Annotated in this window: 20 protein-coding genes; 10 read left to right on the top strand and 10 right to left on the bottom strand. The window is 65.3% G+C overall.

Translation table 11 applies throughout. The annotated features are described in order from the left end of the window. Positions 1-121 precede the first annotated feature (121 nt). Positions 122-718, bottom strand: coding sequence for a TetR/AcrR family transcriptional regulator (locus LB552_RS22220; RefSeq protein ID WP_224610395.1), 597 nt, complete (start codon positions 716-718; stop codon positions 122-124). Positions 719-1,180: 462 nt separating this feature from the next. Here LB552_RS22220 and LB552_RS22225 point away from each other — a divergent pair, with 462 nt between their 5' ends. Genes LB552_RS22225 through LB552_RS22235 form a run of 3 tightly spaced genes read left to right on the top strand, consistent with a single transcriptional unit; the run spans position 1,181 to position 4,952 of the window. Beyond that, the gene (locus tag LB552_RS22225) at positions 1,181-1,681 is read left to right on the top strand and encodes a (2Fe-2S)-binding protein (protein WP_224610276.1); all 501 of its coding nucleotides are present in this window, start codon (positions 1,181-1,183) and stop codon (positions 1,679-1,681) included. Beyond that, positions 1,678-2,661, top strand: coding sequence for an FAD binding domain-containing protein (locus LB552_RS22230; protein ID WP_224610278.1), 984 nt, complete (start codon positions 1,678-1,680; stop codon positions 2,659-2,661). The genes LB552_RS22225 and LB552_RS22230 overlap by 4 nt, the downstream gene beginning before the upstream one ends. Then, the gene (locus tag LB552_RS22235) at positions 2,658-4,952 is read left to right on the top strand and encodes a xanthine dehydrogenase family protein molybdopterin-binding subunit (RefSeq protein WP_224610280.1); all 2,295 of its coding nucleotides are present in this window, start codon (positions 2,658-2,660) and stop codon (positions 4,950-4,952) included. The genes LB552_RS22230 and LB552_RS22235 overlap by 4 nt, the downstream gene beginning before the upstream one ends. A gap of 161 nt (positions 4,953-5,113) precedes the next feature. Here LB552_RS22235 and LB552_RS22240 read toward each other — a convergent pair whose 3' ends face one another. Next, positions 5,114-5,803, bottom strand: coding sequence for an outer membrane protein (locus LB552_RS22240; protein WP_095768316.1), 690 nt, complete (start codon positions 5,801-5,803; stop codon positions 5,114-5,116). 251 nt (positions 5,804-6,054) lie between these two features. Then, a complete protein-coding gene (locus LB552_RS22245; RefSeq protein ID WP_224610282.1) occupies positions 6,055-7,212 on the bottom strand; it encodes a helix-turn-helix transcriptional regulator in 1,158 nt (385 codons plus the stop codon). Positions 7,213-7,581: 369 nt separating this feature from the next. Here LB552_RS22245 and LB552_RS22250 point away from each other — a divergent pair, with 369 nt between their 5' ends. Beyond that, complete coding sequence (locus LB552_RS22250) at positions 7,582-8,544, top strand: AraC family transcriptional regulator (protein ID WP_224610284.1); 963 nt, start codon at positions 7,582-7,584, stop codon at positions 8,542-8,544. Between the two features lie 264 nt (positions 8,545-8,808). Then, a complete protein-coding gene (locus LB552_RS22255) occupies positions 8,809-13,056 on the top strand; it encodes an autotransporter domain-containing protein (RefSeq protein ID WP_224610286.1) in 4,248 nt (1,415 codons plus the stop codon). A gap of 181 nt (positions 13,057-13,237) precedes the next feature. Here LB552_RS22255 and LB552_RS22260 read toward each other — a convergent pair whose 3' ends face one another. Further along, entirely contained in the window at positions 13,238-14,248 is a 1,011-nt protein-coding gene (locus tag LB552_RS22260) for a zinc-dependent alcohol dehydrogenase family protein (RefSeq protein ID WP_224610288.1), read from the bottom strand. Between the two features lie 98 nt (positions 14,249-14,346). Here LB552_RS22260 and LB552_RS22265 point away from each other — a divergent pair, with 98 nt between their 5' ends. Next, positions 14,347-15,276, top strand: coding sequence for a LysR family transcriptional regulator (locus LB552_RS22265; protein ID WP_224610290.1), 930 nt, complete (start codon positions 14,347-14,349; stop codon positions 15,274-15,276). Positions 15,277-15,377: 101 nt separating this feature from the next. On the opposite strand, the gene LB552_RS22270 is transcribed toward LB552_RS22265, so the two are convergent. Continuing rightward, positions 15,378-15,761: an SgcJ/EcaC family oxidoreductase gene (locus tag LB552_RS22270; RefSeq protein ID WP_140631592.1), complete on the bottom strand. Its 384-nt coding sequence runs from the start codon at positions 15,759-15,761 to the stop codon at positions 15,378-15,380. A gap of 333 nt (positions 15,762-16,094) precedes the next feature. On the opposite strand from LB552_RS22270, the gene LB552_RS22275 reads away from it, so the two are divergent. Further along, positions 16,095-16,580: a hypothetical protein gene (locus LB552_RS22275; RefSeq protein WP_224610292.1), complete on the top strand. Its 486-nt coding sequence runs from the start codon at positions 16,095-16,097 to the stop codon at positions 16,578-16,580. Positions 16,581-16,616: 36 nt separating this feature from the next. Here the strand turns inward: LB552_RS22275 and LB552_RS22280 are convergent, their stop codons facing one another. The 4 genes from LB552_RS22280 to LB552_RS22295 form a co-directional block, all read right to left on the bottom strand. After that, the gene (locus LB552_RS22280; protein ID WP_095768310.1) at positions 16,617-17,375 is read right to left on the bottom strand and encodes a slipin family protein; all 759 of its coding nucleotides are present in this window, start codon (positions 17,373-17,375) and stop codon (positions 16,617-16,619) included. Beyond that, the gene (locus tag LB552_RS22285) at positions 17,372-18,736 is read right to left on the bottom strand and encodes an NfeD family protein (protein WP_224610294.1); all 1,365 of its coding nucleotides are present in this window, start codon (positions 18,734-18,736) and stop codon (positions 17,372-17,374) included. Before LB552_RS22285 ends, LB552_RS22280 begins: the two co-directional genes overlap by 4 nt. Before the next feature lie 215 nt (positions 18,737-18,951). Further along, positions 18,952-19,257, bottom strand: coding sequence for a hypothetical protein (locus LB552_RS22290; RefSeq protein WP_224607765.1), 306 nt, complete (start codon positions 19,255-19,257; stop codon positions 18,952-18,954). 284 nt (positions 19,258-19,541) lie between these two features. Further along, complete coding sequence (locus LB552_RS22295; RefSeq protein ID WP_224610297.1) at positions 19,542-20,972, bottom strand: MFS transporter; 1,431 nt, start codon at positions 20,970-20,972, stop codon at positions 19,542-19,544. A gap of 132 nt (positions 20,973-21,104) precedes the next feature. On the opposite strand from LB552_RS22295, the gene LB552_RS22300 reads away from it, so the two are divergent. Next, positions 21,105-22,034: a LysR family transcriptional regulator gene (locus LB552_RS22300; protein WP_224610299.1), complete on the top strand. Its 930-nt coding sequence runs from the start codon at positions 21,105-21,107 to the stop codon at positions 22,032-22,034. 469 nt (positions 22,035-22,503) lie between these two features. Beyond that, complete coding sequence (locus LB552_RS22305) at positions 22,504-22,731, top strand: hypothetical protein (RefSeq protein WP_095768306.1); 228 nt, start codon at positions 22,504-22,506, stop codon at positions 22,729-22,731. Positions 22,732-22,812: 81 nt separating this feature from the next. Here LB552_RS22305 and LB552_RS22310 read toward each other — a convergent pair whose 3' ends face one another. Continuing rightward, entirely contained in the window at positions 22,813-23,142 is a 330-nt protein-coding gene (locus LB552_RS22310) for a hypothetical protein (RefSeq protein WP_224610301.1), read from the bottom strand. A 629-nt stretch (positions 23,143-23,771) separates the two neighbouring features. Here LB552_RS22310 and LB552_RS22315 point away from each other — a divergent pair. Then, positions 23,772-25,766, top strand: a complete 1,995-nt coding sequence (locus LB552_RS22315; RefSeq protein WP_224610302.1) for an acyltransferase family protein — start codon at positions 23,772-23,774, stop codon at positions 25,764-25,766. Positions 25,767-25,806: the final 40 nt, after the last annotated feature.

Below are 25,806 nucleotides of genomic sequence, written 5' to 3' on the forward strand. Positions count from 1 at the left end.
GTGCCGACTATGTAGGCCACGGGTTGGGGAATGCCAGCCGGGAAGAGGTTGGCGAGACAGCAATCCCTCTGTCCTGCCGGACATCTCCCCCACGAGGGGGGAGATTAGCAGTTCCCGCGCCTCAGCCCCTCGCCCCGAACCGCAGCCCATCCATCAAGAGCTTCACCAGCCGCCCCGACCGCTCGCGCCAGTCTGGCGTGTTCGGCGCCGAGTAGATGCCGCCCAGCGCATGCATCACATCGGAGGCGTCGACGTCGGCGCGGATTTTTCCCGCGGCGGAGGCGGCCTCGATCAGACTTCGCATGGCGCCCGAGACGCGGCCGGACGTGTCGGAGAACAGCGTTGAGTTGGTGGTGAGCAACAGGCGCAGGCTGGTGGCGAGGCCGCGCTTGGTGGCGATATAGTCGACGAAGCGCCGCATCCAGAGCTCCAGCGCGACATCGGCAGTGTGCTCACGAGCAAGTTCCTCGGCCGCGTGGCAAAGTCCTTCCACCTCGCGGCGATAGACGACCTCGACCAGATGCTCACGGGTTGGGAAATGGCGGTAGAGCGTGCCGATGCCGACCCCTGCCCGCTTGGCGATCTCCTCCAGCGAGGCGTCGACGCCATCGGTGGCGAAAGCCTGCGCCGCCACCTCGACCAGCCTGTCGCGGTTGCGTTGCGCATCGGCGCGCAGCGGCTTTGGCGCCTGCGCGTCGCGCTTCGCTTCAGCGGTCATTTCCCGGTCAGGCACTTTTTTCTCCACCGAACGCAATATGGGGGTTGAACCATGACCGGCCAGTCCCCACGTAAATAAACGGAGGCGCCTCCGTTTTTGTGGAGTGCTTTTATCATATAACCAGGGGAAGCGGTATGTCACGTAGAGAAGGACGGGAAGCGCACCCTGGTCGGTGGAGCGCGGCGATGAGGCTGCTGATCTCCTCGCTTGCGGGGGAGATGTCCGGCAGGACAGAGGTGGGTGCTGTCCCGCCGTCATATCAATCGATAACAAGCGCTCCCTTCCGGCAGATTTCTCTTCGCGAACATAAATCGCAAAACGCCTCGTTCCTTCGCGCCCCCTCTGCCCTGCCGGGCATCTCCCCCACGAGGGGAGAGATTGGCAGCTTCCACGCCTTGCCCCTGTCCTCCCAAGCCCCATTTCCATCCGCTCAAGCGTCCAGCAATCGGAGCCCGACGCCCCATGAATGACCAAGTCACCATCAGTCCCACCACGCTTTCCCTCAACCTCACGATCAATGGCCGGACCCACGCGCTGGAAATGGAACCGCGCGTGACGCTCCTCGATGCGCTGCGCGAACGGCTCCACCTCACCGGCACCAAGAAAGGCTGCGACCAGGGCCAGTGCGGCGCCTGCACCGTGCACGTCGACGGCGAGCGCGTGCTGGCCTGCCTGACGCTTGCGGCCCAAGTCGAAGGGCGCTCGATCACCACTATCGAGGGCCTTGCCGGCGAGGACGGCACGCTGCATGCCGTGCAGGCCGCGTTCCTCGAGCAGGACGCCTTCCAGTGCGGCTATTGCACGCCGGGACAGATCATGTCGGCGGTGGCCTGCATCCGCGAGGGCCATGCCGGCTCCGACGAGGAGATCCGCGAATACATGGCCGGCAACCTGTGTCGCTGCGGCGCCTATCCGCACATCGTCGCCGCCATTTGCCAAGCCGAACAGGAGCTGCGCTCGTGAGAGATTTTTCCTATCTACGCGCCGACAGCGTCGAGGCCGCGCGCAATGCCGCCGCTCTTCCCGGCGCCATGCTGCTTGCAGGCGGCACCACGCTCATCGACCTCGCCAAATGCGGCGTCGCCGAACCCTCGACCGTCATCGACATCAGCCACATCGAAGGGCTCAACGCCATCGATGTCACCGCCGACCGCGCCGTGATCGGCGCGCTGGCCAGGATGAGCCATGTCGCTGACCACAACTCCGTGAAGAGCTGCTTCCCGGCCGTATCGGAAGCCCTGTGGCAGGCGGCCTCTGCTCAGCTGCGCAACATGGCGACCATCGGCGGCAACCTGATGCAGCGCACGCGCTGCCCCTATTTCCGCGATCCGCAAAACTTCCCGGCCTGCAACAAGCGCGCGCCCGGCAGCGGCTGCTCGGCGATCGGCGGCGCGACGCGCGGCCATGCCGTGCTCGGCGTCAGCGAGGCCTGCATCGCCACCTATCCGGGCGATCTCGCCGTGGCGCTCGTCGCCTTCGACGCCGAGGTCGATCTCGGCGGGCGCAAGCTCAAGGTCGAGGACTTCTTCCTTGCGCCGGGCGCCACCGCCGAGCAGGAGCACGATATCCGCCCCGGCGAAGTGATCACCGCAATAGAGATCCCAGGCTCGGCCGCGGCCAGACGCTCGACCTACATCAAGGTGCGCGACCGCCAGTCCTATGAGTTCGCGGCGGCAAGCGCGGCCGTCGGGCTGGAGCTTGAAGGCGACGGCCGCACCGTGCGCGACATCCGCGTCGCGCTCGGCGGCGTCGCCACGAAACCGTGGCGGGCGCGCGCCGTCGAAGAGGCGCTGAAAGGCAAGCCGCTCGACGAAGCCACGATCCGCAAGGCGAGCGAGCTCGCCATGGAGGGCGCCGTCGACCATGGCGCCAACCACTACAAGATTGCGCTGGCGCCGCGCGTGATCGCGCGCGCCATTCTCAAATTGGGAGAGACGGCATGACCGTTCATGACATGAAACACGCCGCGTCCGACAGCGCGCGCCTCGAAGCGGTCGGCGGGCGGCTGTCGCGCGTCGACGGCCCGGCCAAGATCACGGGCGCAGCGAAATATGCCTTCGAGCAGCAGCTCGAGGGGCTGGCGCATGCGGTGCTGGTCGGCGCAACAATTGCCGCCGGCAAGGTGACGGCGATCGACGCCCGCGCGGCCGAGACCGCGCCCGGCGTGCTCGCCGTGCTGACGCCCGACACCATCATGGAATTGAGGGGCGCATCGGACTGGCTCGGCAACCCGCCGTCGCAGCCGACCTACGCGCCGCTCGTGCGCGAGGTCACCTTTTCCGGCCAGCATGTCGCGGCGGTGGTGGCCGAGACGTTCGAGCAGGCGGTCGCCGCCGCGGCGCTGGTCAAGGTGTGGTATGACGAGACGCCGGCCATCGTCGACCTGAGCGACGGCAAGGCGGGCGACGGCATCCCGATCGACGCCATGACCAAGGAATGGGGCGACGCTGAAGCCGCCTTCGCCGAAGCGCCTGTGCGCATCTGCGCGGCCTACAACACGCCGCGCGAATTCCAAGCCGCGATGGAGCCGCATGGGCTGATCGCGCGCTGGGAAGGCGACGAGCTGACCATCTGGGAACCCAGCCAGTGGCTCGACGGCATGGCACGCACCTATGCCGAGTGGTTTTCGATCCCGTTCGAGAATGTGCGGCTGGTCTCGCCCTATATCGGCGGCGGTTTCGGCTCCAAAGCGCTGGCGCTGGCGCACAGCGCGGTGGCGGCGGCTGCCGCCAGGATGCTCGACCGGCCGGTGAAGCTGGTGCTCACCCGCCCGCAGAATTTTACGTCCTATGGCGGTCGCGCGGCGACGCGTCAGACCATTGCGATCGGCGCCGACAGGGATGGTAAAATCCAGTCGATCGTGCATCGCGGCGTCAACGAGACAGCGGTCGACGGCATGTGGGTTGAGCCGCTCGGGTCGGTCACCTCGATCATGTATGCCACGCCCAACTTCTCCTCGAAGCAGAATGTAGTGCGGGTCAATACGGTGGTGCCGGGCGCAAAACGCGCGCCGGGCGAGAACCCGAGCGCCTTCGGCATCGAAAGCGCCATCGACGAGCTTGCATATGAGCTCGGTATCGATCCGTTGGAGATGCGGCTGATCAATTATGCCGAGCAGGACCCGCATGCGAAGAAGGCGTGGTCGACACGCCAGTTGCGCGAGGCCTTTGCCGCCGGCGCGGAAGCGTTCGGCTGGGCGAAGCGCAGCAACGCGCCGCGCTCGATGCGCGACGGCCGCCAGCTCATCGGCTGGGGTGTCGCGGCCGGCACCTATCCGGTGCGGCGCGCGCATGGCGAGGCGGTGGTGAAGCTGCTTTCCGACGGTTCGGTCGAAGTCGAAAGCTCGTCCATCGACATGGGCCAAGGCACTTACACGATCCTGGCGCAGACCGCCGCCGAGACGCTTGGCGTGCCGGTGGAGCGGGTGTCGGTGAAGCTCGGCGATTCGCATTTTGCCCGCGCCGGCGTCACCGGCGGCTCGCGACTTGCCGGCGTCATGACCGGTGCCGTTCACAAGGCGGCCGGCCAGGCGCTGGACGAGCTGATCGGGCTCGCGCTTTCCGACCCGCGCTCGCCGTTCCAGAAGCTGCAGGCGAACACGCTGCAAGTGAGGGATGGCCGCATCGCCTCGCCGCGCGGCGAAGGGCCGGACCTGTCGATCGCTGACTTCATGATGGCGATCGGCCGCGACCAAATCGAAGCCAAGGGCGACACGCTGCCGGCCAGCACGACGCCGGAAGAGCGCTACAAGAACTACACCACTATAGCCATGTCGATCCCGAACACCGAGGGCGACTATTCGCGCCATTCCTGGTGCGCGCATTTCGTCGAGGTGCGCGTCGACGAGGATTTCGGCACGGTGCGCGTGTCGCGCGCGGTGTCGGCGCTGGATTCGGGCCGGCTCTACAACCCGAAACTGGCGGAGAGCCAGTGGAAGGGCGGCATCATCATGGGCATCGGCCAGGCGCTGCTCGAGGAAGGCATCGTCGATCGTCGCCACGGCCGCATCGTCAACGGCAATTTCGCCGACTACATGCTGCCGACCAATGCCGATATCCCAGACATCCAGACCATCTCGGTCGGCATCCCCGACCCACACTCCTCCGCCCTCGGGGGCAAGGGCGTGGGCGAACTGGCAATCGTCGGCATCGCGCCGGCGATTGCCAACGCAGTGTTCCACGCGACAGGGAAAAGGGTGAGGGATCTGCCGATCACGCTGGAGAAGCTGATCTGAGGTTGACGCCAGCGACGGCCTCCGCCCTGGCCGGCGGCAGGTGTCGCGCCGACGGGCCGAGCGCGCGTCGTCATCGTCTCGGCCCGCGCCGGCGGACGTGAATGCCTTTACGGCACAAGCAAAACCCCGGCGCGAGGCCGGGTTTTGCTCGGCCTGCCAGATCAGAACTTGTAGCTGAGGCCGACCCGCAGATCGTGCGTCTTGAGATCGATGTTCGCAACCGTGCCAGGACCGAACAGCGGCACCGAAACATCCTTTTTGCCGAAGTCGGAGTAGCGATATTCGACGCGCGCGATCCACCTGTCGGTGAAGGCGTGCTCGACGCCGGCTCCAACCGTCCAGCCAAGATGGGTTTCATCGTGGATCGGTATTGAACCGCTGGTGGCGATCACAGTCATTTCATACTTGGCCGCGGCCACGCCCGCGGTGATGTAAGGCAAGGTCCGATCGAAAGCGTAGCCGGCCCGCAGCCGCGCCGAACCCGACCACTTGAGTTCGGTCTTGAGCAACGCACCGGCACCGGTGAAGGTCCCCACCCCATCCACATTGCTGTAAGCAATGTCCGCCTCGGCGCCGAGCACGAAGCGGTTCGCCATTTCCTGATCGAAGCCGATATGGATGCCGCCAATGAACCCATCCGGGTCGAGGGGCGCGTTAACGTCGGCACCCCCAGGGCCAGCGTCGGCGATGAAGAGATTGGACTTTCCGGCGACGTAGCCGAAGTGAGCGCCAGCATAGAGGCCGGACCAGTCGTAGTCGGCGGCAACGGGCAAGGTTTCATTGATGTCCGCCGCCGACGCGATGCCGACAGGCGCCAGAATGAAGGCTGTGGCGAGAAGAACCGTTTTCACTATTTGCTACCCCAATGTTGCTTCCCCAGCCGCGAAATGCTCGGCGGCGATCCGGGTGTCGTCGAGGTTTTGCATTGTTCGCCAGCGGCGTCTTGGGCTGGACCGCACCTGAATTGTCCTGGAGAGCGCCGCAACGCTTTCCCGGTCGGTGTGGCCATACAGCCTCAGTCGATTGCCGGTCTGGACGCAGCGATTGGGTGTGAGTCTACCTGGCACCGCCCGGCGCCGACGAGGAATTCGGCGCGGCCAGCTCAGCGGCGAGCGGCAGCCTGATCAGTCACGAAAGGCATGCCTATGTCCGAAATCAGTTTGACGAGATCGGCTTGGCGCCTCGTGCCGGTCTTGGCGAATATCCGGTTGAGATGGGTCTTCAACGTGTTTTCACTGATGCCGAGCGACGAGGCGCTCCTGGACGCGGGCAATCCGCTGCCGATCCGCAGGAGAACCCGTGCCTCCGCGGGAGTAAGGTCGAACAGCGTCGTGAGAACGGCCTCCGGCAGCGGAGAAGAGGACGTCGTGGTCGATACGAAGACGGCAGCGCAGGCGGGCCGAAAAGCCGCGCGCGCAGTTCCTTCGGTCAGCGGCAACACATAGGCTACGGCGGGCGGTTGACCCGGCGCTGAAACGGGCAGCCCTATGCCGCGAGAGCCAAGCGAAGCATCTGCGCCGGCAGCGCTGGCTAACGCTTCCGCCAAAGCGCGGGCGACCACCGGGTTCTGCGGTTGGAGCAAGCCCTTCCTGGAAAGAATGGGACCCTGCCCGGAAAACATCCGGTCGGCAGCCCCATTCGCATGGAGGATTGCTCCGTCGGCGCCGGCAAAAACGATAGGCACGGCGAGATGGTCGAGCGCTTCGCGATAGAAATTGGCGGTAATGCGGGTCTGATCGAGCAGATCTCCAATCAGGGAAGCGCGACGCAGATGCGGCGAGAGCAATGCCAGGAACCGCTGCTCTTCAACGGTTATGATACCCCTGTTGGCACGCGTGGTGCAGCCCATGAGACCAATCCGGTCCGGCGTGTGAACGAATTTGGTGATGCAAGCCTCGCGCAATCCCTGCGGTCCGGCCCAATTCTGGAAGAACGGCGTTTGCTGGAGCTCGGCCTCGCTCATATGCGACAGCGTCGCAACAGGCGTGTCGATGTCGCCAACGACCGCGGCCTTCAATCCGGGAATTTCGTCAAAGTCATAATCCTCCTGGAGCGCGCGCATTTGCACCGGATCCCAAGCTGATTGAGCCGCGAAACGGCCCTGATTGTCAGCGGCGCTGGCCAGCGCGACAGTGGTATAGGCAGCGTCGACAGCTTCGGTGACCCGGGTCATCACTCCGGTCCAGCCTTCCGGATTCAAAACGCAATCATAAATTTCACCGATAATCGAATAAAGTACTTCGCTGCTAAGCCTTTCCACCGTTTCTCCTAATCCAGGCATGCCCCGCCCCTCACAGGATGGATGGCGGGCAAAAATGAAACCAGCACTTTGACAGCGGCCCGGTGCAAGGACACCGATCCCGCCTGGAGGATTTTGCTGGCGTCATACTTTCGGGTGACGCCAAGCGTGGTTGGGCTCGATTAAGGGGCTCAATCAGCTGAACGCCGACCGCTCAATGTTGCTGGTAATTCCTGGAATGGAAAGTGTCGCGTTCGATTTTTTTTGAGACTGCGGGTTTTAGCGGGCGCTTCCTTGTCACGAAAGACGGTGTTTTCATCGGCTCGCCGGTTGAGGTCTTGATGCTGTTACGATGCAGGCAGGGGAACGTGCTTGCAGTATGAGGGATGCTTGCACAGGATTATCTACAATTCCAGCGACCTGATCGGCGGCGAACAAATCCAGAAAGAGCAGTGGATCTCAACGCTGTCATCCGGTTACGCCCGTCTGCGTGCCGATCCGGCCGTCGGCAGATCGTTCGAAGGCGAACTCAGGATTGTTCGAACTTGCGACGTTTCGGTGGGCACGATCCACGGCACTGTCAAATCGATATCGAGAACCACTGAAGACATTGTGGCCCAGAGTACCAACAATGTCGTGTTGCTTCTCAATGCCGGACACTCCGCGCTCAGCGTCGACCAGTCGGGAAGGAGCGTCGATCTGAGTCCAGGCGCGTCCGTTCTTGTCGAGCAGAGCGCTCCGTCAATCATCCGAGTGAGCGACGGACAATGCGGCCTGATCGCCGTGCAGACCGATCGCGAACGCGTGCATCAGCGATGTGCAGGGTTTGAGGATCGCCTGATGACGGCCGTGTCTAGCTCCATGATGATCAACGCCCTTGTTCGTGCCTATGTCGGCGTTCTGGCCCATGAGAAAGAAGCCGAGTCTCAACTGACCATGCAGTTCGTGGCCGATCATATTGCCGATCTGATCGCCGCCACCGCTTCCCCTACCGCACCTGTGACGGCGGACGACAATGCGGACGCGCGAGGTCTACGTGCGGTACGGACGCAAGCGATTCTGACTAAAATTCGCAGCGGCTTCACCGATCCAGAAATCTCCGCGCAAGGCGTCGCAAAAGAGCTCGGCCTGTCGGCGCGCTATGTCCAGGATCTGCTGCAGGAGACAGGCATCAGCTTCTCCGAACGCGTTCTCGAACTGCGCTTGCAGTACGCGCACAGGATGCTCTCGCAAAGGCACAACGACGCCTTGCGCGTCAGCGAAATCGCGCTGATGAATGGCTTCAGCGACGTGTCCTACTTCAATCGCTGCTTCCGCCGCCGCTTCGGCTACACGCCAACAAGCGCCAGATAGAACCGGGCGTCTCCCGAAATCGATCAGGCGACGCGATTTCCGATTTTTCCATTCGCTCTATCTGCTTGTATTAGCCGCATTTTTGCGACGCCAAGCGACGCCGCTTGGCTGCAAAATGCTCGGTGGTGCCAAACCATCACAGCGCGCAGAAAAGAACCGGCATCTCTTTCCAGTCCAATTCCAGTGCGGCGCTGCCCAAGACAATGCCGGGCTCCAATGACATGTCACCTTCAGGGTGAAATGACTTGTCTGTCAGGGGATTAAATGCCGAAGAATGGATTTGAAGGCCGGAAGAAGGCGTTGAAATATCTGGCGTTGACGTCGACGGCGCTGATCGGCCTTGGCCAGCCAAGCGCCACGGCAGCCGAGATCTGGACCGGCACGGCCTCCACGGATTGGTTCACCGCCGGAAACTGGAATCCCGCCGCTGTCCCGACATCGAGCGACGACGTCACCCTCGACGCGGCGTTTCCGCACCCGGCCGTGGTCAATGCGCCGAACGCAGCCGCGCAAAATCTGTTTATTGGCACCATTGCGAGCTACACAGGCTCGCTGACGATTACGAACGGCGGCACGCTTTCCGACACCGCCGGCTATCTCGGCTACGCTTCGAACGCCAACGGCAACGCAAGCGTCGTTGGAGCGGGCTCGTTCTGGAGCAACAGTTCCGACCTTTTCCTTGCCTTGGGCACCGACAGCACCGGCACCCTCACGATCTCAAACGGTGGCGTCGTGAGCGACACCGTGGGCCATGTCGGTTTCGGTCAGGGCACTGGCACGGTCACGGTGGACGGGACCGGCTCGACCTGGACCAACAGCGGCGATCTGTACATCGCCGAACGTGGCGTCGGCACACTGGACATCATCAATGGCGGCGCGGTCAACAACGCCACGGGCAGCATCGGTACGCATGCAGGCTCCAACGGCATGGTGACGGTCGACGGCGCGGGGTCGACCTGGACAAACTCTTCCCACCTGTACGTCGGAGATCAGGGCACCGGCGCGCTGAACATCTCGAGCGGCGGCAAGGTCAGCAATCTGAGCGGCATTCTAGGCAACCTGGCGGGCTCCACTGGCACAGCAACTGTCGACGGTGCTGGTTCGACCTGGGCGAACGCGGCCCTTGCGGTTGGAAACGCGGGCTTCGGCGCGCTGGAGATCACCAATGGCGGCGCAGTCACCAGTTCGGTGGGCTATGCCGGCTATGCCGCAGGCTCCAAAGGCCTGGTGACGGTCGATGGTGCCGGCTCGGCCTGGACCAACACTTCGGACCTCTTCATCGGCTTCCAGGGCCAGGGTGCGCTGACGGTCTCGAATGGCGGCGCGGTCAGCAACACCATCGGTATGATCGGCGCGCAGACGGGCTCTGTCGGCACAGCGGTGGTCACCGGTGCCGGCTCGACCTGGACCAGCAGTTCGAACTTCTATGTCGGCGATAGCGGCACCGGTGTGCTGACGATCGGAAATGGTGGCGCGGTCAGCAATGGTGAGGGCAATATCGCCGCGCAGGCAGGCTCGACCGGCATCGCGTTCGTCGATGGCGCCGGCTCGACCTGGACAAACAGCTCCAACCTGATGGTGGGCGATTTCGGTAACGGCACCCTGGCGATCTCTCACGGTGCCGTTGTCAGCAACACTTGGGCCGCTGTCGGCGCGAAGGCGGGCTCCATCGGCATGGTGTTCGTCGACGGCGCCGGCTCGACCTGGACCAACAGCTCCAACCTGGGTATTGGCGATTTCGGCGCCGGCACTTTGGCGATAAGCAATGGCGGCGCGGTCAGCAGCGCCTCGGGCTATGTCGGCAACTCGGCGGGCTCGACTGGCGCGGTGTTCGTCGACGGCGCGGGATCAAAGTGGACGAACAGCGGGAACCTCTACGTCGGAGGCCTCAGCAAGGGCACGTTGACGATCTCGAACGGCGGCGCGGTCAGCAATGACCTGGGCTACCTTGGCTTCGACGCGGCCTCGACCGGCACGGCAACGGTCGACGGCGCAGGCTCGACCTGGACCAATAGCGGAAACCTCGTCGTCGGCTATCATGGTACCGCCACGCTGGCGATTTCAAACGGCGGCGCTGTCAGCGACACCAAGGGCTATGTCGCACTCGAAGCCGATTCGGCCGGCGGAGTCGTGGTCGATGGACCGGGTTCGACCTGGATGAATTCCGGCGACCTGTTCGTCGGTTTCAAGGGCGCGGGTACGCTCCAGGTCACCGATGGCGGCCACGTCCTCAACCAGGCCGCGATCCTCGGAGAATTCGGTACCGCAACCGCGACCGTGACTGTGGACGGAGCGGGATCTTCCTGGAGCACCGATGACAGTCTTACCCTGGGAGGCGCCGGTCACGCGACACTTTCCATCTCCAACGGCGGCTCAGCAGATGCCAATTTCGTCTTTGTCGGCCAGGCGGCAACAGCCACCGGTGCAATTACCGTCGACGGCGCGGGCTCGAAATGGACCAACAAGAACGGCATGTACCTTGGCGGTCTCGGAAGCGGCACTCTTGCCGTCACCAATGGCGGCGTCGCCTCCGGCGGCACCGCCTACATGGCGATCGCCACCGGTGCCACCGGACAGGCAACCGTCGACGGCCCGGCCGCGCTGTGGGAGATGCACGGCGACCTGGGGATCGGTTTCGGCGGCACGGCTTCGGTGACGCTCTCCAACGGCGGCGTCGCTCTGGTGGACGGCGTTACCGTGATCGCCAGCCAGGCCGGCTCGACCGGCACGCTGAACATCGGCGGCGCAGCGGGCACTGCGGCGACGGGCGCCGGCGTCCTCGATTCGGCGACGTTGCAGTTCGGCGCCGGCACCGGCACGCTCAATTTCAACCATACCAGCGCGAACAATGGCTTCGCTGCCGCGATCAACGGACTGGGGACGATCAACCAGATCGCCGGCAACACGAAGTTGACCGGTAATTCCGCCGGCTTCACCGGGACGACGAACGTTCTCGGCGGCGGCCTCTATGTCAACGGCTCGCTCGGCGGCGCGATCAATGTCACCGGCGGCCTGCTTGGCGGATCGGGCACGGCAGGCAATGTGACCATTGCTTCGGGCGGGACCTTCGCCCCAGGCAATTCGATCGGCACGATCAATGTGAGCAATACAACCTTCTCGGCCGGTTCGATTTATGCCGTTGAAGTCGAAAGCGGCGGCACATCCGATCTGATCAGCGCCACCGGCGCCGTAACGATCGGCGGCGGCACGGTCGTCGTCATCCCCTATCCGGATTATGCGACCGGAACGACCTACACGATCGTCACGGCGGCGGGCGGTGTCACCGGTGCCTTCGACAAGGCCACTCTCGAAGGCTCGATCTTCATTGCGCCGACGCTGACCTATGACGCGAACAATGTCTATCTCAACCTGGCCAAGGCAAGCTTTGCCAGCGTTGGTCTGACGCCGAACCAGATCGCCACCGGCGGCGGAGCGGATAGTCTGGGTGTCGGCAATCCGCTCTTCGATGCCATCTTTGCCTTGCCGAGCAAGGCAGCCGCCCAGGACGCCTTCGACCAGCTTTCCGGCGAAATTCACGCCTCGGCCAAGGGCATGCTCCTTGAGGACAGCCGCTTCATCCGCGACGCCGCCACCAGGCGGATCAGCGCTGCGTTCGGCGATCCCGACGCAGCCGCATTGCCGGTCATGGCCTATGGTGAGGGCGGCCCGGAAATGGTCGCGGCCGACACCGATCGCTTCGCCGTCTGGGGCCAAGCCTTCGGCTCGTGGGGACATACCGGCAGCGACGGCAATGCCGCCGCCTTCGATCGTTCGACCGGCGGCCTCCTGGTCGGCGCCGATAGCCTGGTCGGGGACTGGCGCGTCGGTGCCATAGGCGGCTACAGCCATTCGACTTTCGACGCTGACGCTCGCCGTTCCAGCGGCGCCGGCGACAATTACCATCTCGGGCTCTACGGGGGCACTAACTGGGGCGCCATCGCCTTCCGCACCGGCGCCGCCTACAGCTGGAACAGCATCTCGACAAAGCGCGCCGTTGCCTTCAATGGCTTCGCCGATCAACTGTCGGCCGACTACGATGCCGGCACGGCACAGGTGTTCGGCGAACTCGCTTACAAGGCCGATGCCGGGCGCTTCAAGTTCGAGCCCTTCGCCAATCTCGCCTATGTCAGCGTTCACACCGACGGCTTCACTGAGAAAGGTGGCGGTGCAGCCCTGACCAGCGCAAGTTCAACCATCAACGCGACCTTCACCACGCTCGGGCTGCGCGCCTCGACCGACCTGACCCTGGGCAGCATCGAGGCGACCGCGCGCGGCACGCTCGGCTGGCGCCATGCCTTCGGCGATGTCACGCCGACTTCGACTTTCGCCTTCGCCGGCGGCGATGCCTTTACAATCGCCGGCGTACCTGTCGCCAGGGACGGCGTGGTGATCGATGCCGGTTTCGACCTGCCGATCTCGGCCAATGCCACGCTCGGCCTGTCCTACACCGGTTGGTTCGGCTCCCATAACGCCGACAACGGCGTCAAGGCCAACCTCGACCTCAAGTTCTGACGGCGAAAGGTGAGAAGGATCGGGAGTAGCGTGAGAACGCTCGGTCGACGGAGCCCGGCCGAATACGGCAAGGGCTCGGGCGGCGAGGCGCATTGAAGCTCCCGCATCTTCCTGTCAGGGAAGTCGGCTTCAGGGAGACCGAGAGATTCATCGCTTTCGCCCACTCCAGCGCCGGCTCTTCCTACCAATCCAAGCCGAACACCAGCTTGCCGAAATGCAGGCCGCCGGCGGCCATGTGGGTGTAGGCTTCGGTCGCCTCGTTTTGTGAAAACACCTTCTCGACGACGGGCTCGATCCGGGCGGCGCCGATGGCACGGGCGGCGTCGCGCAGGTCTGAGACCGATCCGGTGTTGTTGCCCACCACCTTCAGCGCCTTGATGATGATCGGCAGCAGATTGACCGTGGCCTCGGCGCCGGTGACGAAGCCGATGGTGAACAGCGTGCCGCCGGGCGCGGTGGCGTTGACGGCGCGCGCGAAGGTGGCGGTGCCGCCGGTCTCGACGACGAGGTCGGCGCCGAGGCCATCGGTCAGTTCCAGCACCTTGCCGTCCCAATCCGGTGTCGCGCGGTAATTGATCAGGTGATCGGCGCCGAGCGCCTTGGCCCGCTCGAGCTTCTCGTCCGAGGACGACGTGATGATGACGGTGGCCCCGGCCGCCTTGGCAAGCTGCAGGGTGAAGATCGAGACGCCGCCCGTGCCGAGCAGCACGACGACGGAGCCCGGCCCGACATCGGCGGCGCGGATGGCGTTCCACGCGGTGGTGCCGGCGATCGGCAAGGTCGAGGCCGCCTCGAAGGAGAGATGCGCCGGGACCGGCACGACCGAGTTGGCTGGCAGCGCGACATATTCGGCCAGCGACCCGGGCACTGAGATGCCGCGCATCTGCGTCATCTCGTGGGGACGCGGCCGGCCGCCGATCCAGCGCGGCTTGGCGTGGGCAACAACGCGGTCGCCAGTTTTGAATGTCGTCACGCCCTCGCCCAGCGCGACGATCTCGCCGGCGCCGTCGGCCACGGGAACGAGCGGAAACACCGGGCCGGGATAATTGCCGCTCGCAACGGCGACATCGACGAAGTTAAGGCTCGCCGCACGCTGGCGGATCAGCACCTCGCCGCGTTGCGGTTCGGGCGTGGCGATGCTGGTGGCGCGGAAGGCGTCGAGCCTGGGTTGGCTGAGTTCGATGGCTTTCATGGGTTCACTCCGTGCGTGGTCGATGGACGATTGAGCGAACCTAGCTGCTGCGCTAATGCTCGATAATCGTTGGACTTTGCATTTGAGTATTGCAAATCATGCAGAAATCCGTTGAGCCCTCCGCCCTTGCCGAAATGGCGGCCTTCGCGGCCGTCGCCGAGGCGTGCTCCTTCACCAGGGCGGCAGCGAGAGTCGGGCGCGACGCGACCATCCTGTCGCGCCGTCTCCAATCGCTGGAAGAGCGGCTGGGGGTGCGGCTGCTCCACCGCACCACGCGCAGCGTGTCGCTTACCGAGGCGGGCGCGGAATTCCTGTTGCGCGTGCGCGCCATCCTGGCCTCGGTCGACGAGGCCGAGGCGGCCGCATCGGCGCATGCCGCCGGCGGGCCGCGCGGCCTGCTCAAGCTGGCGCTGCCGGGGACCTTCGGGCGCATGTGGATCGGGCCGCTCTTGCCGCAATTCCTGGCGGAGTTCCCCGAGGTCCACATCGAGGCAGAGTTCTCCAACCGCTTCGCCGATCTCGTCGCCGAGAATTTCGACGTCGCCGTACGGCTGGGCAGCCTGGAGGACTCGCGCCTGGTGGCGCGCAAGGTGGCGACGCGGCGCCGGCTGCTCTGCGCCGCGCCCTCCTACCTCGCCAGAAGGGGCAGGCCGGAAACGCCGCAGGCGCTGCTGGAGCATAGCTGCCTGGGCTTCTCCGGCTTCCAGACCTTTCCCGCCTGGGAGATGACCGACCGCGAGGGCCGGCGCGTGCGCGTCGAGGTTTCGGGGCCGTTGGTCAGCGACGACGCCGAGGTGCTGGTCGAGGCCGCAGTGCAGGGTGTCGGCCTGATGATGAGCACCGACTGGCTGGTCGGGCGCGAGCTCGCCGACGGCCGGCTGGTGCCGATCCTGGAGGACTGGACGCTGGCCGACGAGGGCGCGGTCTATGTCGTCATGCCCTCGGCCAAAGGCCAAGCCGCCAAGACCCGCGCCTTCGCCGACTGGATCGGCAAGCGCTTCGCGCCTGAGCCGCCGTGGCGAAAGTAAGGGCGAGATAGCGGGCATTCGCGCCGGCGATCGCGAACGCCGCGTTCGCAGGACAAGGTTCCTCGCCTCAGAAGGGGATAGGCAGTTCCGGCGACCGCGCCCTACCCTTTTGCCGCCAGCAAATTCGCATCCCGCGCCAGCCGCCAGCGGCCGTCATTCTCCTTGCGCAGCAGCGTCAGCGTATAGCCGGACCGCCGCACCGGCTCGCCGCCGGGCGGTGTCGCCGTCATATCGATGCGGTTGCGGATATAGGCCCAGTCGCCGAGCAGATTGAGCTCGACGATCTCGCTATCACCGTCGATCTTGGTCTCGCCCATGCTCCTGGAGGCCGCGGCGAAGGCTTCCTTGCCGAAGGGCTCCTTGCCGGGAACCATGAAGACGACATCGTCCGTCATCAGACCAAGCACGGTCTCCAGATCGCCCTTCCGGCTCGCCGCCATCCAGGTCTCGACCACCTGGCGGATCGCAGTTGCGTCATCGGTCATCGCTTTACCTCCTTGCAATCGTCGGCGGTCGGATTGTCGTCAATACCTGGTGCAATCGCCGTCGCCGGCAACGCCGCGGACGGACCCGAGCGCTATCGCCCGCGTCTTGCGACGAAGGAGGTTGCCTGGTTGTGCATGGCAGGCCTCAACTTCCGCGATGAAATCGTGACGGGGCCGGGCGGCTCGCAGATGTTGCTGGTCGACTCTTTGGCAATCTGCTGAAATTGTTCGAGCTGGCCAAGAGCACTTAAGCGAGATCCATTCAGGAGAGATTGGCCGCTCGCCGACTTTCGCCAATCTCTATATGATGCCCGCCACGGTGGGGGATCGACTATGAAAAGCGCACTGGCAATCGTCACACTTGCCCTTCTAGCCACCCCTTTCGCCCATGCCGCGCCTTGCGCCTGGTCCGCCCGGATGGAGGAGGACGAAGGCGGCAGCGTGATGACGGCTTCGGTGTGCGGCGGGCCGAAGGGCGATGCGCATCTGATGCTGGCCTGCTTCGATAAGCCGGTGCTGAGCTATGATCTCGGCGCCGCGGGCGGGCAGCTGGAGCCCGGCATCGGCGGATCCTTCACCTTCAAGGCCGGCGGCAAGAGCATGACCAAAAAGCTCGTGCTCGAGGCGATGTACAATTACTTCACCGCCGAACTCTCCGGCCCCGCCGACCCGTTGCTGGCGCTGCTGCGCGGCAATGGCGAGGTGACGGTCTCGGCCGACAAATACGGTGCGGCGAGCTTTGCGCTGAAAGGCTCAGGTGCTGCGATCGGCAAGGTGCTGGCAGAATGCGGCAAGGGTTCGGGCGGCGAGGCTGATTGACTCTGCCGACGAGGGAAGACCGGCAGCGTCAATGGCTCATTTGCCCTGCCCTTTCATGAACTGCCCGAGCAGTTCCACCGGCAGCGGGAACACCACCGTGGACGAGCGCTCGCCGGCGATGTCGTGCAGAGCCTCGAAATAGCGCAGCTGCATGGCTTGCGGCTCGGCCGCAAGCATGCGGCCGGCCTCGACCAGCTTCGCCGCCGCCTGCTGCTCGCCATCGGCGTTGATCACCTTGGCGCGGCGCAGCCGCTCGGCCTCGGCCTGCTTGGCGATGGCGCGGATCATGCTTTCATTCAGGTCGACATGCTTGATCTCGACATTGGAGACCTTGATGCCCCAGGCATCGGTGCGCTGGTCGAGGATCTCCTGGATGTCGCTGTTGAGCTTGTCGCGTTCCGCCAGCATCTCGTCGAGCTCGTGCTTGCCGAGTACCGAGCGCAGCGTGGTCTGCGCCAGCTGGTTGGTCGCGGCCATGAAATCCTCGACCTGGATGATTGCCCGCTCGGCGTCGACGATGCGGAAATAGAGCACGGCATTGACCTTGACCGAGACGTTGTCGCGCGAGATGACATCCTGCGGCGGCACGTCCTGCACCACCACGCGCAGATCGACCCGCACCATCTGCTGGACGAAAGGGATAAGTATGATGAGGCCAGGGCCCTTGACCCCGGTGAAGCGGCCGAGCGTGAAGACCACGCCGCGTTCATATTCCCTCAGGATGCGGATGGCGGCCGCCAGGAAGATGATCACCAGCAGCGCAATGATGAGATAGGCCACGTAACCGACCATCATTTCACTCCGTTGTTGCTCGCATCGCGACGCCGCACGGTCAGCACGAGGTCGCTGACGTCAGTCACCTCGACCCTGTCGCCGGGTTTGACGGGTTCGTCGGCCCTCGCCCGCCAACGTTCGCCTAAAGCCAGCACGTGGCCCTCGCCGCCCTGCCAGTCGATGATCTCGACGGGCAGGCCGCGCATCGCCTCGCCGCCGACGCGCGGCGGTTTCCTGCGCGCCGCCCAGACATAGGTTCCGGTGAGCAGCGCCAGCCCGAGCGTCAGCACGGCGGCGGGGCCGATGACCGCCCACGACATGGCAAAGCCCGGCCCTTCGATCCTGAGCAGCATGGCCGAGCCGAGCAGGAAAGCGGCGACGCCGCCCAACCCCAGAACCACGGTGGGGTTGAAGGCCTCGATGATCAGGAAGGCGATGCCGAGCAGCATCAGCGCCAGGCCGGTATAGTTGATCGGCAAGAGGTTGAGCGCATAGAGCCCGAGCACCAGGCAGATGGTGCCAATGACGCCGGGCGCCACGGCGCCCGGGCTGGTGAACTCGAAGACGAGGCCATAGACGCCGACCAGCATCAGGATGACGGCGGTGTTCGGGTCGGTGATGACGGAGAGCAGCCGTATGAACCAGCCAGGCTCAAGCGTCTCGACCGGCAGCCCTTTCGTCGCCAGCACTTTCTTGGCGCCGGCGACATCGACGGTGCGCCCGTCGGCAAGCTGCAGCAACTCGGTAGCGTCGCGGGCGACGAAGTCGATGACATGCTCCTGCAGGGCGGCGTTGGCCGACAAGCTCGCTGCCTCGCGCACCGCCTTCTCGCCCCAGTCGCCGTTGCGGCCGCGCATCTCGGCGAGCGAGCGGATGAGCGCGACCGCGTCATTGGTCACCTTGGCCATCATCTCGTCGCCGGGCGGCTCGGCGACGCCCTTCTGGTTCTTCTCCTTGTCGCCGCCCGGCAGCGACGGCAGCCCGCCTATCTCGACCGGCGTCGCCGCGCCCAGATTGGTGCCCGGCGCCATCGCCGCGACATGGGTTGCGTAAAGAATGTAGGTGCCGGCGCTCGCCGCATGGCCGCCGGCCGGCGCGACGTAGCCGATGACGGGCACGGGCGAGGCCAGGATGTCGGCGATCATCTCGCGCATCGAGGTGACCAGGCCGCCCGGCGTGTCGAGCTGAAGGACGAGCACTTCGGCGTTGCGTTGAGCAGCAGTATCGAGCGCCTCCTCGAGCTGCCTGGTGCTGGCCGGCCCGATAGCGCCGTCAATGGCAACGCTCAACGCGACCTTCCCGCTCCCGGTCGAGGAGAAGGAAGAAACGGCAGCCGCGGCCAGGAGGGCAACGGCGAAAAGGGCCACCCGCGCGAAGGTCACGCTCGAAGCTCCATGAGCTCAAATATGGGTTGTGCCGTGGCGAAGTCCAATGGGCGTCGAAGGGCGCCTGCGCCAACCGTCGGCGGCTGCGGTTGGGCGCCATGGTTCAGGCCAGCGAGCTGAAAGCGCTGCGCAGCGGAATCGGTCCTGAAGAGACAAATCGGAAAAAAGCGCTCCCGGCCCGTGTCTGATCGCACGAGCCGGGGCGCGGGGCGTCAATAGTCGGAGCCGCCCTCGACGACGACCCGACGATGATGGTGCCGGTGGATCGAACTCGTGACGACCACGTCCTGACGACGGTGATGGCGATAACGCCAGCTACGCTTGCCATTGTCATAGAAGGCGACCGTGCCGTGATGGCGGTGATGCAAGCGATGGCCCTCGTCATTGATGACGATGGCGGGGCGGTGATGGTAATGATGCCTGTGATGCGTCCTGATGACGACATCGGCCTCGGCCGCCGAAGCGACGGCGGGTGCGGCGACGCAGAGCGCCAGGGCAGCAAGAAGCACTGTTTTCATTGCTTTATTCCTGATTCCTGAATCATCCCTTCGGCTGGGTAAACCGCTGCCTGTCGCTTTGGTTCCGGGGAGGACGACATGCGCCATCCGCTCCGGCGTGCGGTCGAGATCGGGTGGGAGGATGGGCCGGCGCCGCAGTGGGCGGGGGTTCGTTGGGGGTAGCTGAGGCACCGGCCGAAGGCGGAATGGGCACCGCCGCGTGTCAGAATATGCTCCCCGTGCGGTGACGAAATTGCGCGATCGCGGAAGGAAGGGCGCGGCGCCGAGCTGCCGCTCTCCCCAGATTACGCGATCCGCCCTCTCCGCCCAGCCACCGCTATCGCGACCGCCAACGCCACCAGCCCCGTGGCCGCCGCGAAGGTGAACCCCATGCCGCCGGCGACCGCTGCCGGCGCTGCCGTCGCGACATCCTTGGTGCCCACGGCGAAGGCGAACACCGCGCCCATCACCGCCGTGCCGGTAACAAGGCCGAGATTGCGCGACAGGCTCAGCATGCCCGACACCACGCCGCGCTCGGAGCTGTCGACGTCGGCCATGACGGCGGTGTTGTTGGCCGCCTGGAAGAGTTGGTAGCCGGGCGTCAGCAGGATGATCGCCGCCACGTAGCCGACGACACCTAAGACGCCCGGCAGCACAGCGAGCGCGACGCAGCCGGCGACCATCAGCACCAGCCCGGCCATGACCATCGCGGCAGCGCCGAGCCGGTCGACGACACGCCCGGCAATGATGCCGCAGAACGCCGAGACCACGGGCCCGATCGACATCACGGCTCCGGTCGCAGCGTCGCCGAGGCTCAGCGCACGCGACAGGAAAAACGGGCCGACGACCAGCGTGGCCATCATCACCGTCGAGACCAGCGCGTTCATGGCGAGGCTCGGCGCCAGCACCGGGTCGCGCAACAGCGCGAGCTTGACCAGCGGCGACGCCACCTTGGCCTCGGCGACGACGAACAGCGCCGCGCCAACAATTGCCCCGCCGAGCAGCGCCATGTTCAGACCACCGAAATGACCGCGCCCCATGGTCATGGTCAGCGCGTAGGCGGCAAGCGTAGCGGCAAGCAGCAGCGTCCCCAGCATATCGAAACGCGGGGCTCCCTTCGCCTCTGCGCGGTCGATGCCCGCCATTTTGTTGCCCGGTAAAAAGCGCCAGACGGCCAGCAGCGCGACGGCGCCGAGCGCGGCGTTGGTGAGGAAGATCGAGCGCCATCCGAGAGCTGCGATCAGCACGCCGCCGAGCGAGGGACCAAGCGCGGTGCCGATCGCCGACATGGTGCCGAGCAGGCCCATGGCGCTGCCGGTGCGTTCCTTCGGGACCGTCTCGCCGACGAGGGCTATCGTCAGCGCCATCATCACCGCGGCGCCCAGGCCTTGCACGGCGCGGGCTGCGATCAGCATCGCCAGCGACGGCGCGAGCGCGGCGGCAAACGAAGCGGCGCTGAAAAGCGCCAGGCCGGCGATCAGCAGCAGCCGGCGGCCGACGACATCGCCGAGACGCCCGACGCTGACGATCAGCGCCGTGATGGCGAGCAGATAGGCAAGCACCACCCACTGCACCGCCGGAAAGGACGCGGCGAAAGCCGCGCTCAGCGTCGGCAGCGCGACATTGGCGATGCTGGTGCCGAGCGAGGAGACGAGCATGGCAAGCGACAGGCCGGCCAGCGCGCCCGCCGTCGAATGGCGCAGGGGCGCAGCCCGGGTTTCGGCAATGTCGGCCATGATTTCTTCTCCGCCGGTTGAACTTGCGGGGAAGATAGGCGTGCGCATGATATGGCGGAACACGCAGCATATGCACTTGAATAGTGCATCAGACGCCATGTCGCTTTGGCGGATCCGTGCTATGGTTTCGCCATGTCGCGACCCGATCTCAACCTGCTCGCCACTCTGGATGTGCTGCTTGCCGAAGGCAGCGTCGCCAAAGCCGCGCGGCGCCTGAAGCTCAGCCCTTCGGCAATGAGCCGGGCCCTGGCGAGGCTGCGCGAGGCGACAGGCGACCCGCTTCTGGTGCGTGCCGGGCGCGGCCTGGTGCCGACGCCGCGCGCTGTCGAGCTCGGCGGGCAGGTCGGGCGGCTGGTGAAGGAGGCGGAAGCGGTGCTGCGGCCTGCCGAGCGGCTCGACCTCGCGCGGCTTGGCCGCAGCTTCACGCTCCGAAACAGCGATGGTTTCGTCGAGAACTTCGGCCCGGCGCTGCTCGCCCGCGTGGCTGAGGAAGCGCCGGGCGTGCAACTGCGTTTCGTGCCCAAGCCCGACAAGGACAGCGGCCCGATGCGCGAGGGCGCGGTCGATCTGGAGACCGGCGTGGTGGGCGGTTCGACCGGGCCGGAGGTGCGCGCGCAGGCGCTGTTCCGCGACCGCTTTGTCGGCGTCGCGCGGGCCGGCCATCCTTTGAGCGAAGGCCGGATCACCGCCGCGCGCTTCGCCGCCGGCCGGCACATATTGATCTCGCGCCGCGGTCTCGACCGCGGCCCGGTCGATGACGCCTTGCAGCTCGCCGGGCTGACGCGGACCGTCGCGACCGTGGTCGGCGGCTTCGCCGAGGCGCTGGCGCTGGCGCGTGGCTCCGACCTCATCGCCACGGTGCCGGAACGCTATACCGGAACGCTGCGCGAGGGCCTGTTCACCTTCACGCTGCCGGTGAAGCTCGCCGCGCTGACGGTCTCGCTCTTGTGGCACCCGAGGCTCGACGCCGATCCGGCGCATCGCTGGCTGCGCGGGCTGGTGAAAGAGGTGTGCCGCCTTTCCTCTCCGTCGTTTCGCGAGGGCGAGGAACCCATGCCCTGATACGCCGCGGCATCGCGGAACCAACCGCGCGTTGCAGGCGATGCCTTTATCATATTAGCTTCTACTAACGTATACTGTCGTACGCAGGACTTACCGTATCTCTCATGGAACCCGCGGCATAGTCAGCGCGTTGCCGGGCGCGCGTGAAATAGCCGGAGGCTCGCTTGAGCGAATTCAGGAAGTTCGCCTGCCCCCGGTGCCTGGGCGCCGGCAAGGTGTTCGAGTGCGAGAAACAGGTGGCGTCGAACGGCGCATGCTGTCCCTCTGGCGCGTTGCGCCACAATTGCCCTGGACAACGGGCTTCCTGCCAGGCCTGCAACGGAACCGGCCTGCGCGGCTACGGCGCGCCCTCTGCTATAGAGGACTAAACCCGGCCGGCTTCGCTTTCGCTACACCCGGGAGTCTTGCCTTTCATTCGTAACTTCTAATAAAATGTATAAGGGCGAGAGCGGAGCGGCGGGCGCCCCGCATGACAATCTATCGTGTCGAGGAAATGGACGGCGAAGCCGTCGTCGCGGTCCATTCGGCCGCAGCAAAGACGCCTTTCGAAGCGGCTGAGAAAGCGCTTGGCCAGAAAGTCACTTTGCGCGCCGGCGCCGACAGATGGGTCCGCGTCGTCGATCTCACCGAGCGGCCGAAACCGGTCAGGCTCAGGCCCACGACATTCGAATTCAAGGCTATAGGCCAAAGAAAATAGCGCGCTTCGTTTTGCATTGGCGCCAGTGTGCACGAAGCGCGGCGAAGTCGCCGAGCAAACCGCCACGCACTTTTCCTGGCTTTAAGTGCTGGCGCCGCCCATCAGCGCGGCGACCAGGGTCGCCAGGAACACGAGCAGCCCCAAAGCGACCCGGTCCAGCCATGACCGCCGTCTGGCAAGAACCTCGAACAACCGTTTGGCCATCGCAACTTCCCCCATTCGGCGACACTCTATCACGTCTTTAATGAGCGGGTCATGAAACGGCTCACAGATAGATTCGATGCCGCTTTCAAGCGGAATCCCGTCGTCGCCGGGCATCAATGCCGTACTGCCGAATTGCACCCAAAAAAAGTCGGGGTCGAAGCGGCATGCCGGCCGGCGAAAAATCAGCCTATTCAAGCGGATAGGCATATGCGCGGCGCTGCCCTGTGGATATCTGAAAAGCCCGGAATTCCGCCATTTCGTGGTTTTTCGCCGTGTCCCCGGCACGGCTGCAAAGCGTGCTTCGAGGACGAAAAGGCGGCTAAAAAGGCGCTTCCGGGCCGCTGTCCGGCGGCGTTGACAGGGCACCGCGCCAATGGCACTCGGCAACCACTGGTCACGCCATGACCGTTGCTGTTGGGGACGGACGGGGTTTCAGCAGCTTGGCGGCGGCGCCGGACGGGCGGGCACCTTTGAGGTGTACCGCCCGCTCCTGGCCAGCCTCAATTTTCAAGCCGGATGTCGCGGGACCAAGCCGGAGCGTCACCGCCCCGATTCAACGCTTGACCGACAACGGCACCGCGGCTGCCAGTTCCCGACGCCTGTCTGGCATCGGCCTCAAATATCGCCCAACCAGGCCTACCGACGGCATCGGCGCGTGATCGGATCGGATCTCAGAACGTGAAGTCCGAGGATGGCACTGCGGCCGTCACCGCCGAAAGCCTGTCACGCCCTCCCTTTATGTTGCACCGCGTTAGATTTGTTGCATTGCGATATGAGCCCGCAGGCGCAAGTCTTCCCCAAGGCGGGATACGAACGAGCTTGCGAGGTTCGTATTCGTGTCAGCATCAGCGCAGGATTTCCGGCCCGACATAGAAGGGTTGCGGACGGTGGCCGTGGCGGGCGTCATCGCCTACCATTTCGGCCTGACCGCGCTGCCCGGCGGCTTTGCCGGGGTCGACATCTTCTTCGTCATCTCGGGCTATCTGATCACCCGCCATCTGGTCGCCGAGATTTCCGGCACCGGCCGGCTCGACCTTCTGCGTTTCTACGCCCGGCGCGCGCGGCGCCTGCTGCCGGCGGCGCTTTTCGTCATCGTCGCCACACTTGCCGCCGGCGCGGTCATCCTGTCGCCGGAAGAACAGGCGCTCTATTCCAAGGGCGCCATGTTCGCCTCGGCCTATATGATCAATCTGTGGCTGATCCGCTGGTCGTTCGACTATTTCGCCAATGACGCCGCGAGCAACCCGTTCATCCATTACTGGTCGCTGTCGGTCGAGGAACAATTCTACCTCGCCTGGCCGGCGCTGCTGATGCTGGCCGCCTGGCTGAAGCCGGGCAAACGCTCGATCGTCATTGCAATCGCCGCGGCGGGCGTCGTCTCCTTTGTTCTCTGCGCCTGGCTGACGAGCGTATCGCCACCGTGGGCGTTCTACTTTTCGCCGCTGCGCGCATGGGAATTTGCCGCCGGCGGCCTCGCATCGATGGTGCCGGCGCGGCTGTTGCAGGAGCGTCCGCGGCTGGGGCGGGCGTTGAGCCTGGCCGGACTGGCGATGATCGGGGCCGCTTATCTCACCTTCAGCGAGGACGCTCCCTTCCCCGGCTTTCTGGCGCTTCTGCCGGTGGCCGGCACAGTCCTTCTGCTCAAGGCGGGAGCGGCCGGCGTCAGGGACGGCACTCCTCGTTTGCGCAATTCCGAACGGAACTGTGTGAACGCCGCCCTGGCGCTGCCGCCTTTGCAATGGATCGGCAGGCTCTCCTATTCGCTCTATCTCTGGCATTGGCCGATCATCGTCTATGCCGGCATGCTGGCGCCGGAGCTGACGCCTGCCGAGCGGCTCTGTTGCCTTGCGCTGACACTCGCGCTGTCCATCCTCAGCTACCACCTCATCGAGAACCCGATCCGTCGCAGCGGCTGGCTGATGGCCAATGCGGCGCGGGCGCTGGTGCCGGCCCTCCTCCTGACCGGCACCGGCGTCGCAGCCGCCTACGGCAATGCCAGGCTCGCCGCGCATGATCTCGACCCGCGGCAGCGCATCATCGCCGCGAGCGCCGCCGAACCCTCCACGGCCCGCGCCAAAGCAGGCTGCGTGCTGGACTACGAGACGGTCACGCCGATCCCTTGTGTGTTCGGCGACGGCCGGCGCACCATAGCCCTGTTCGGCGACTCCCACGCCGACCACTGGTCGACGCCGCTGATCGAGGCGGGCCGGAAAAACGGCTACCGGGTGATGACCTGGCTGAAAAACTCCTGCCGCGCCTCGCGCATCAGCGTCTGGTCGTCCGAGCTGAAGCGCGCCTACGCGGAATGCGACCGCTGGCGCGAGCAGGCGATCAAGGAGATCATCCGCGCAAAGCCAGCGCTGGTGGTCATATCGGAGCTTGCGCTGAGCAGCGGGCGCAAGATGGCGGGGCGCGACGGCGACACGGACGGTCAGGACGCCGACTGGCGGGCCGGCCTGCGCTCCACGCTCACCAGCCTGAGCCAGGCCGGCCTCAAGGTCGCCTTCATCCGCGACGTGCCGTTCAACAACGCGAATGTCGACACCTGCGTGGCGCGGGCGCTTTGGCGGAACGAAACGCCCTCGCGCTGCGACCAGACGCGGGCCTATGCCGCCAACGACAAGATGGCGGCGGTGGAGCGCGATATTGTCGACAGCATCCCCAACGCTGCTTACGTCGACCTCACCGACCGCTTCTGCAGCGCCACCATTTGCCACGTCTTCATCGACGGCAAGCTCGCCTTCCGCGACCGGCACCATATGGCGACACCCTTCGCGAAATCGCTGGAGCCGGACGTGGAAAAGAGGGTGATTTCGAAGGTGGGAAGGTAGGCGGGACGGCGGAGCACGCAATCTCCCCCGCAAGGCGGGA

The sequence above is a fragment of the Mesorhizobium sp. CA7 genome (assembly GCF_020165015.1).
GTDB lineage: Bacteria > Pseudomonadota > Alphaproteobacteria > Rhizobiales > Rhizobiaceae > Mesorhizobium.

Coding starts and splice junctions, on each gene's coding strand:
- LB552_RS22220 (WP_224610395.1), bottom strand. CDS start 718: ATGACCGCTGAAGCGAAGCGCGACGCGCAGGCGCCAAAGCCGCTGCGC.
- LB552_RS22305 (WP_095768306.1), top strand. CDS start 22,504: ATGACAATCTATCGTGTCGAGGAAATGGACGGCGAAGCCGTCGTCGCG.
- LB552_RS22290 (WP_224607765.1), bottom strand. CDS start 19,257: ATGAAAACAGTGCTTCTTGCTGCCCTGGCGCTCTGCGTCGCCGCACCC.
- LB552_RS22295 (WP_224610297.1), bottom strand. CDS start 20,972: ATGGCCGACATTGCCGAAACCCGGGCTGCGCCCCTGCGCCATTCGACG.
- LB552_RS22310 (WP_224610301.1), bottom strand. CDS start 23,142: ATGCCTATCCGCTTGAATAGGCTGATTTTTCGCCGGCCGGCATGCCGC.
- LB552_RS22225 (WP_224610276.1), top strand. CDS start 1,181: ATGAATGACCAAGTCACCATCAGTCCCACCACGCTTTCCCTCAACCTC.
- LB552_RS22275 (WP_224610292.1), top strand. CDS start 16,095: ATGAAAAGCGCACTGGCAATCGTCACACTTGCCCTTCTAGCCACCCCT.
- LB552_RS22235 (WP_224610280.1), top strand. CDS start 2,658: ATGACCGTTCATGACATGAAACACGCCGCGTCCGACAGCGCGCGCCTC.
- LB552_RS22255 (WP_224610286.1), top strand. CDS start 8,809: ATGCCGAAGAATGGATTTGAAGGCCGGAAGAAGGCGTTGAAATATCTG.
- LB552_RS22300 (WP_224610299.1), top strand. CDS start 21,105: ATGTCGCGACCCGATCTCAACCTGCTCGCCACTCTGGATGTGCTGCTT.
- LB552_RS22265 (WP_224610290.1), top strand. CDS start 14,347: ATGCAGAAATCCGTTGAGCCCTCCGCCCTTGCCGAAATGGCGGCCTTC.
- LB552_RS22260 (WP_224610288.1), bottom strand. CDS start 14,248: ATGAAAGCCATCGAACTCAGCCAACCCAGGCTCGACGCCTTCCGCGCC.
- LB552_RS22270 (WP_140631592.1), bottom strand. CDS start 15,761: ATGACCGATGACGCAACTGCGATCCGCCAGGTGGTCGAGACCTGGATG.
- LB552_RS22280 (WP_095768310.1), bottom strand. CDS start 17,375: ATGATGGTCGGTTACGTGGCCTATCTCATCATTGCGCTGCTGGTGATC.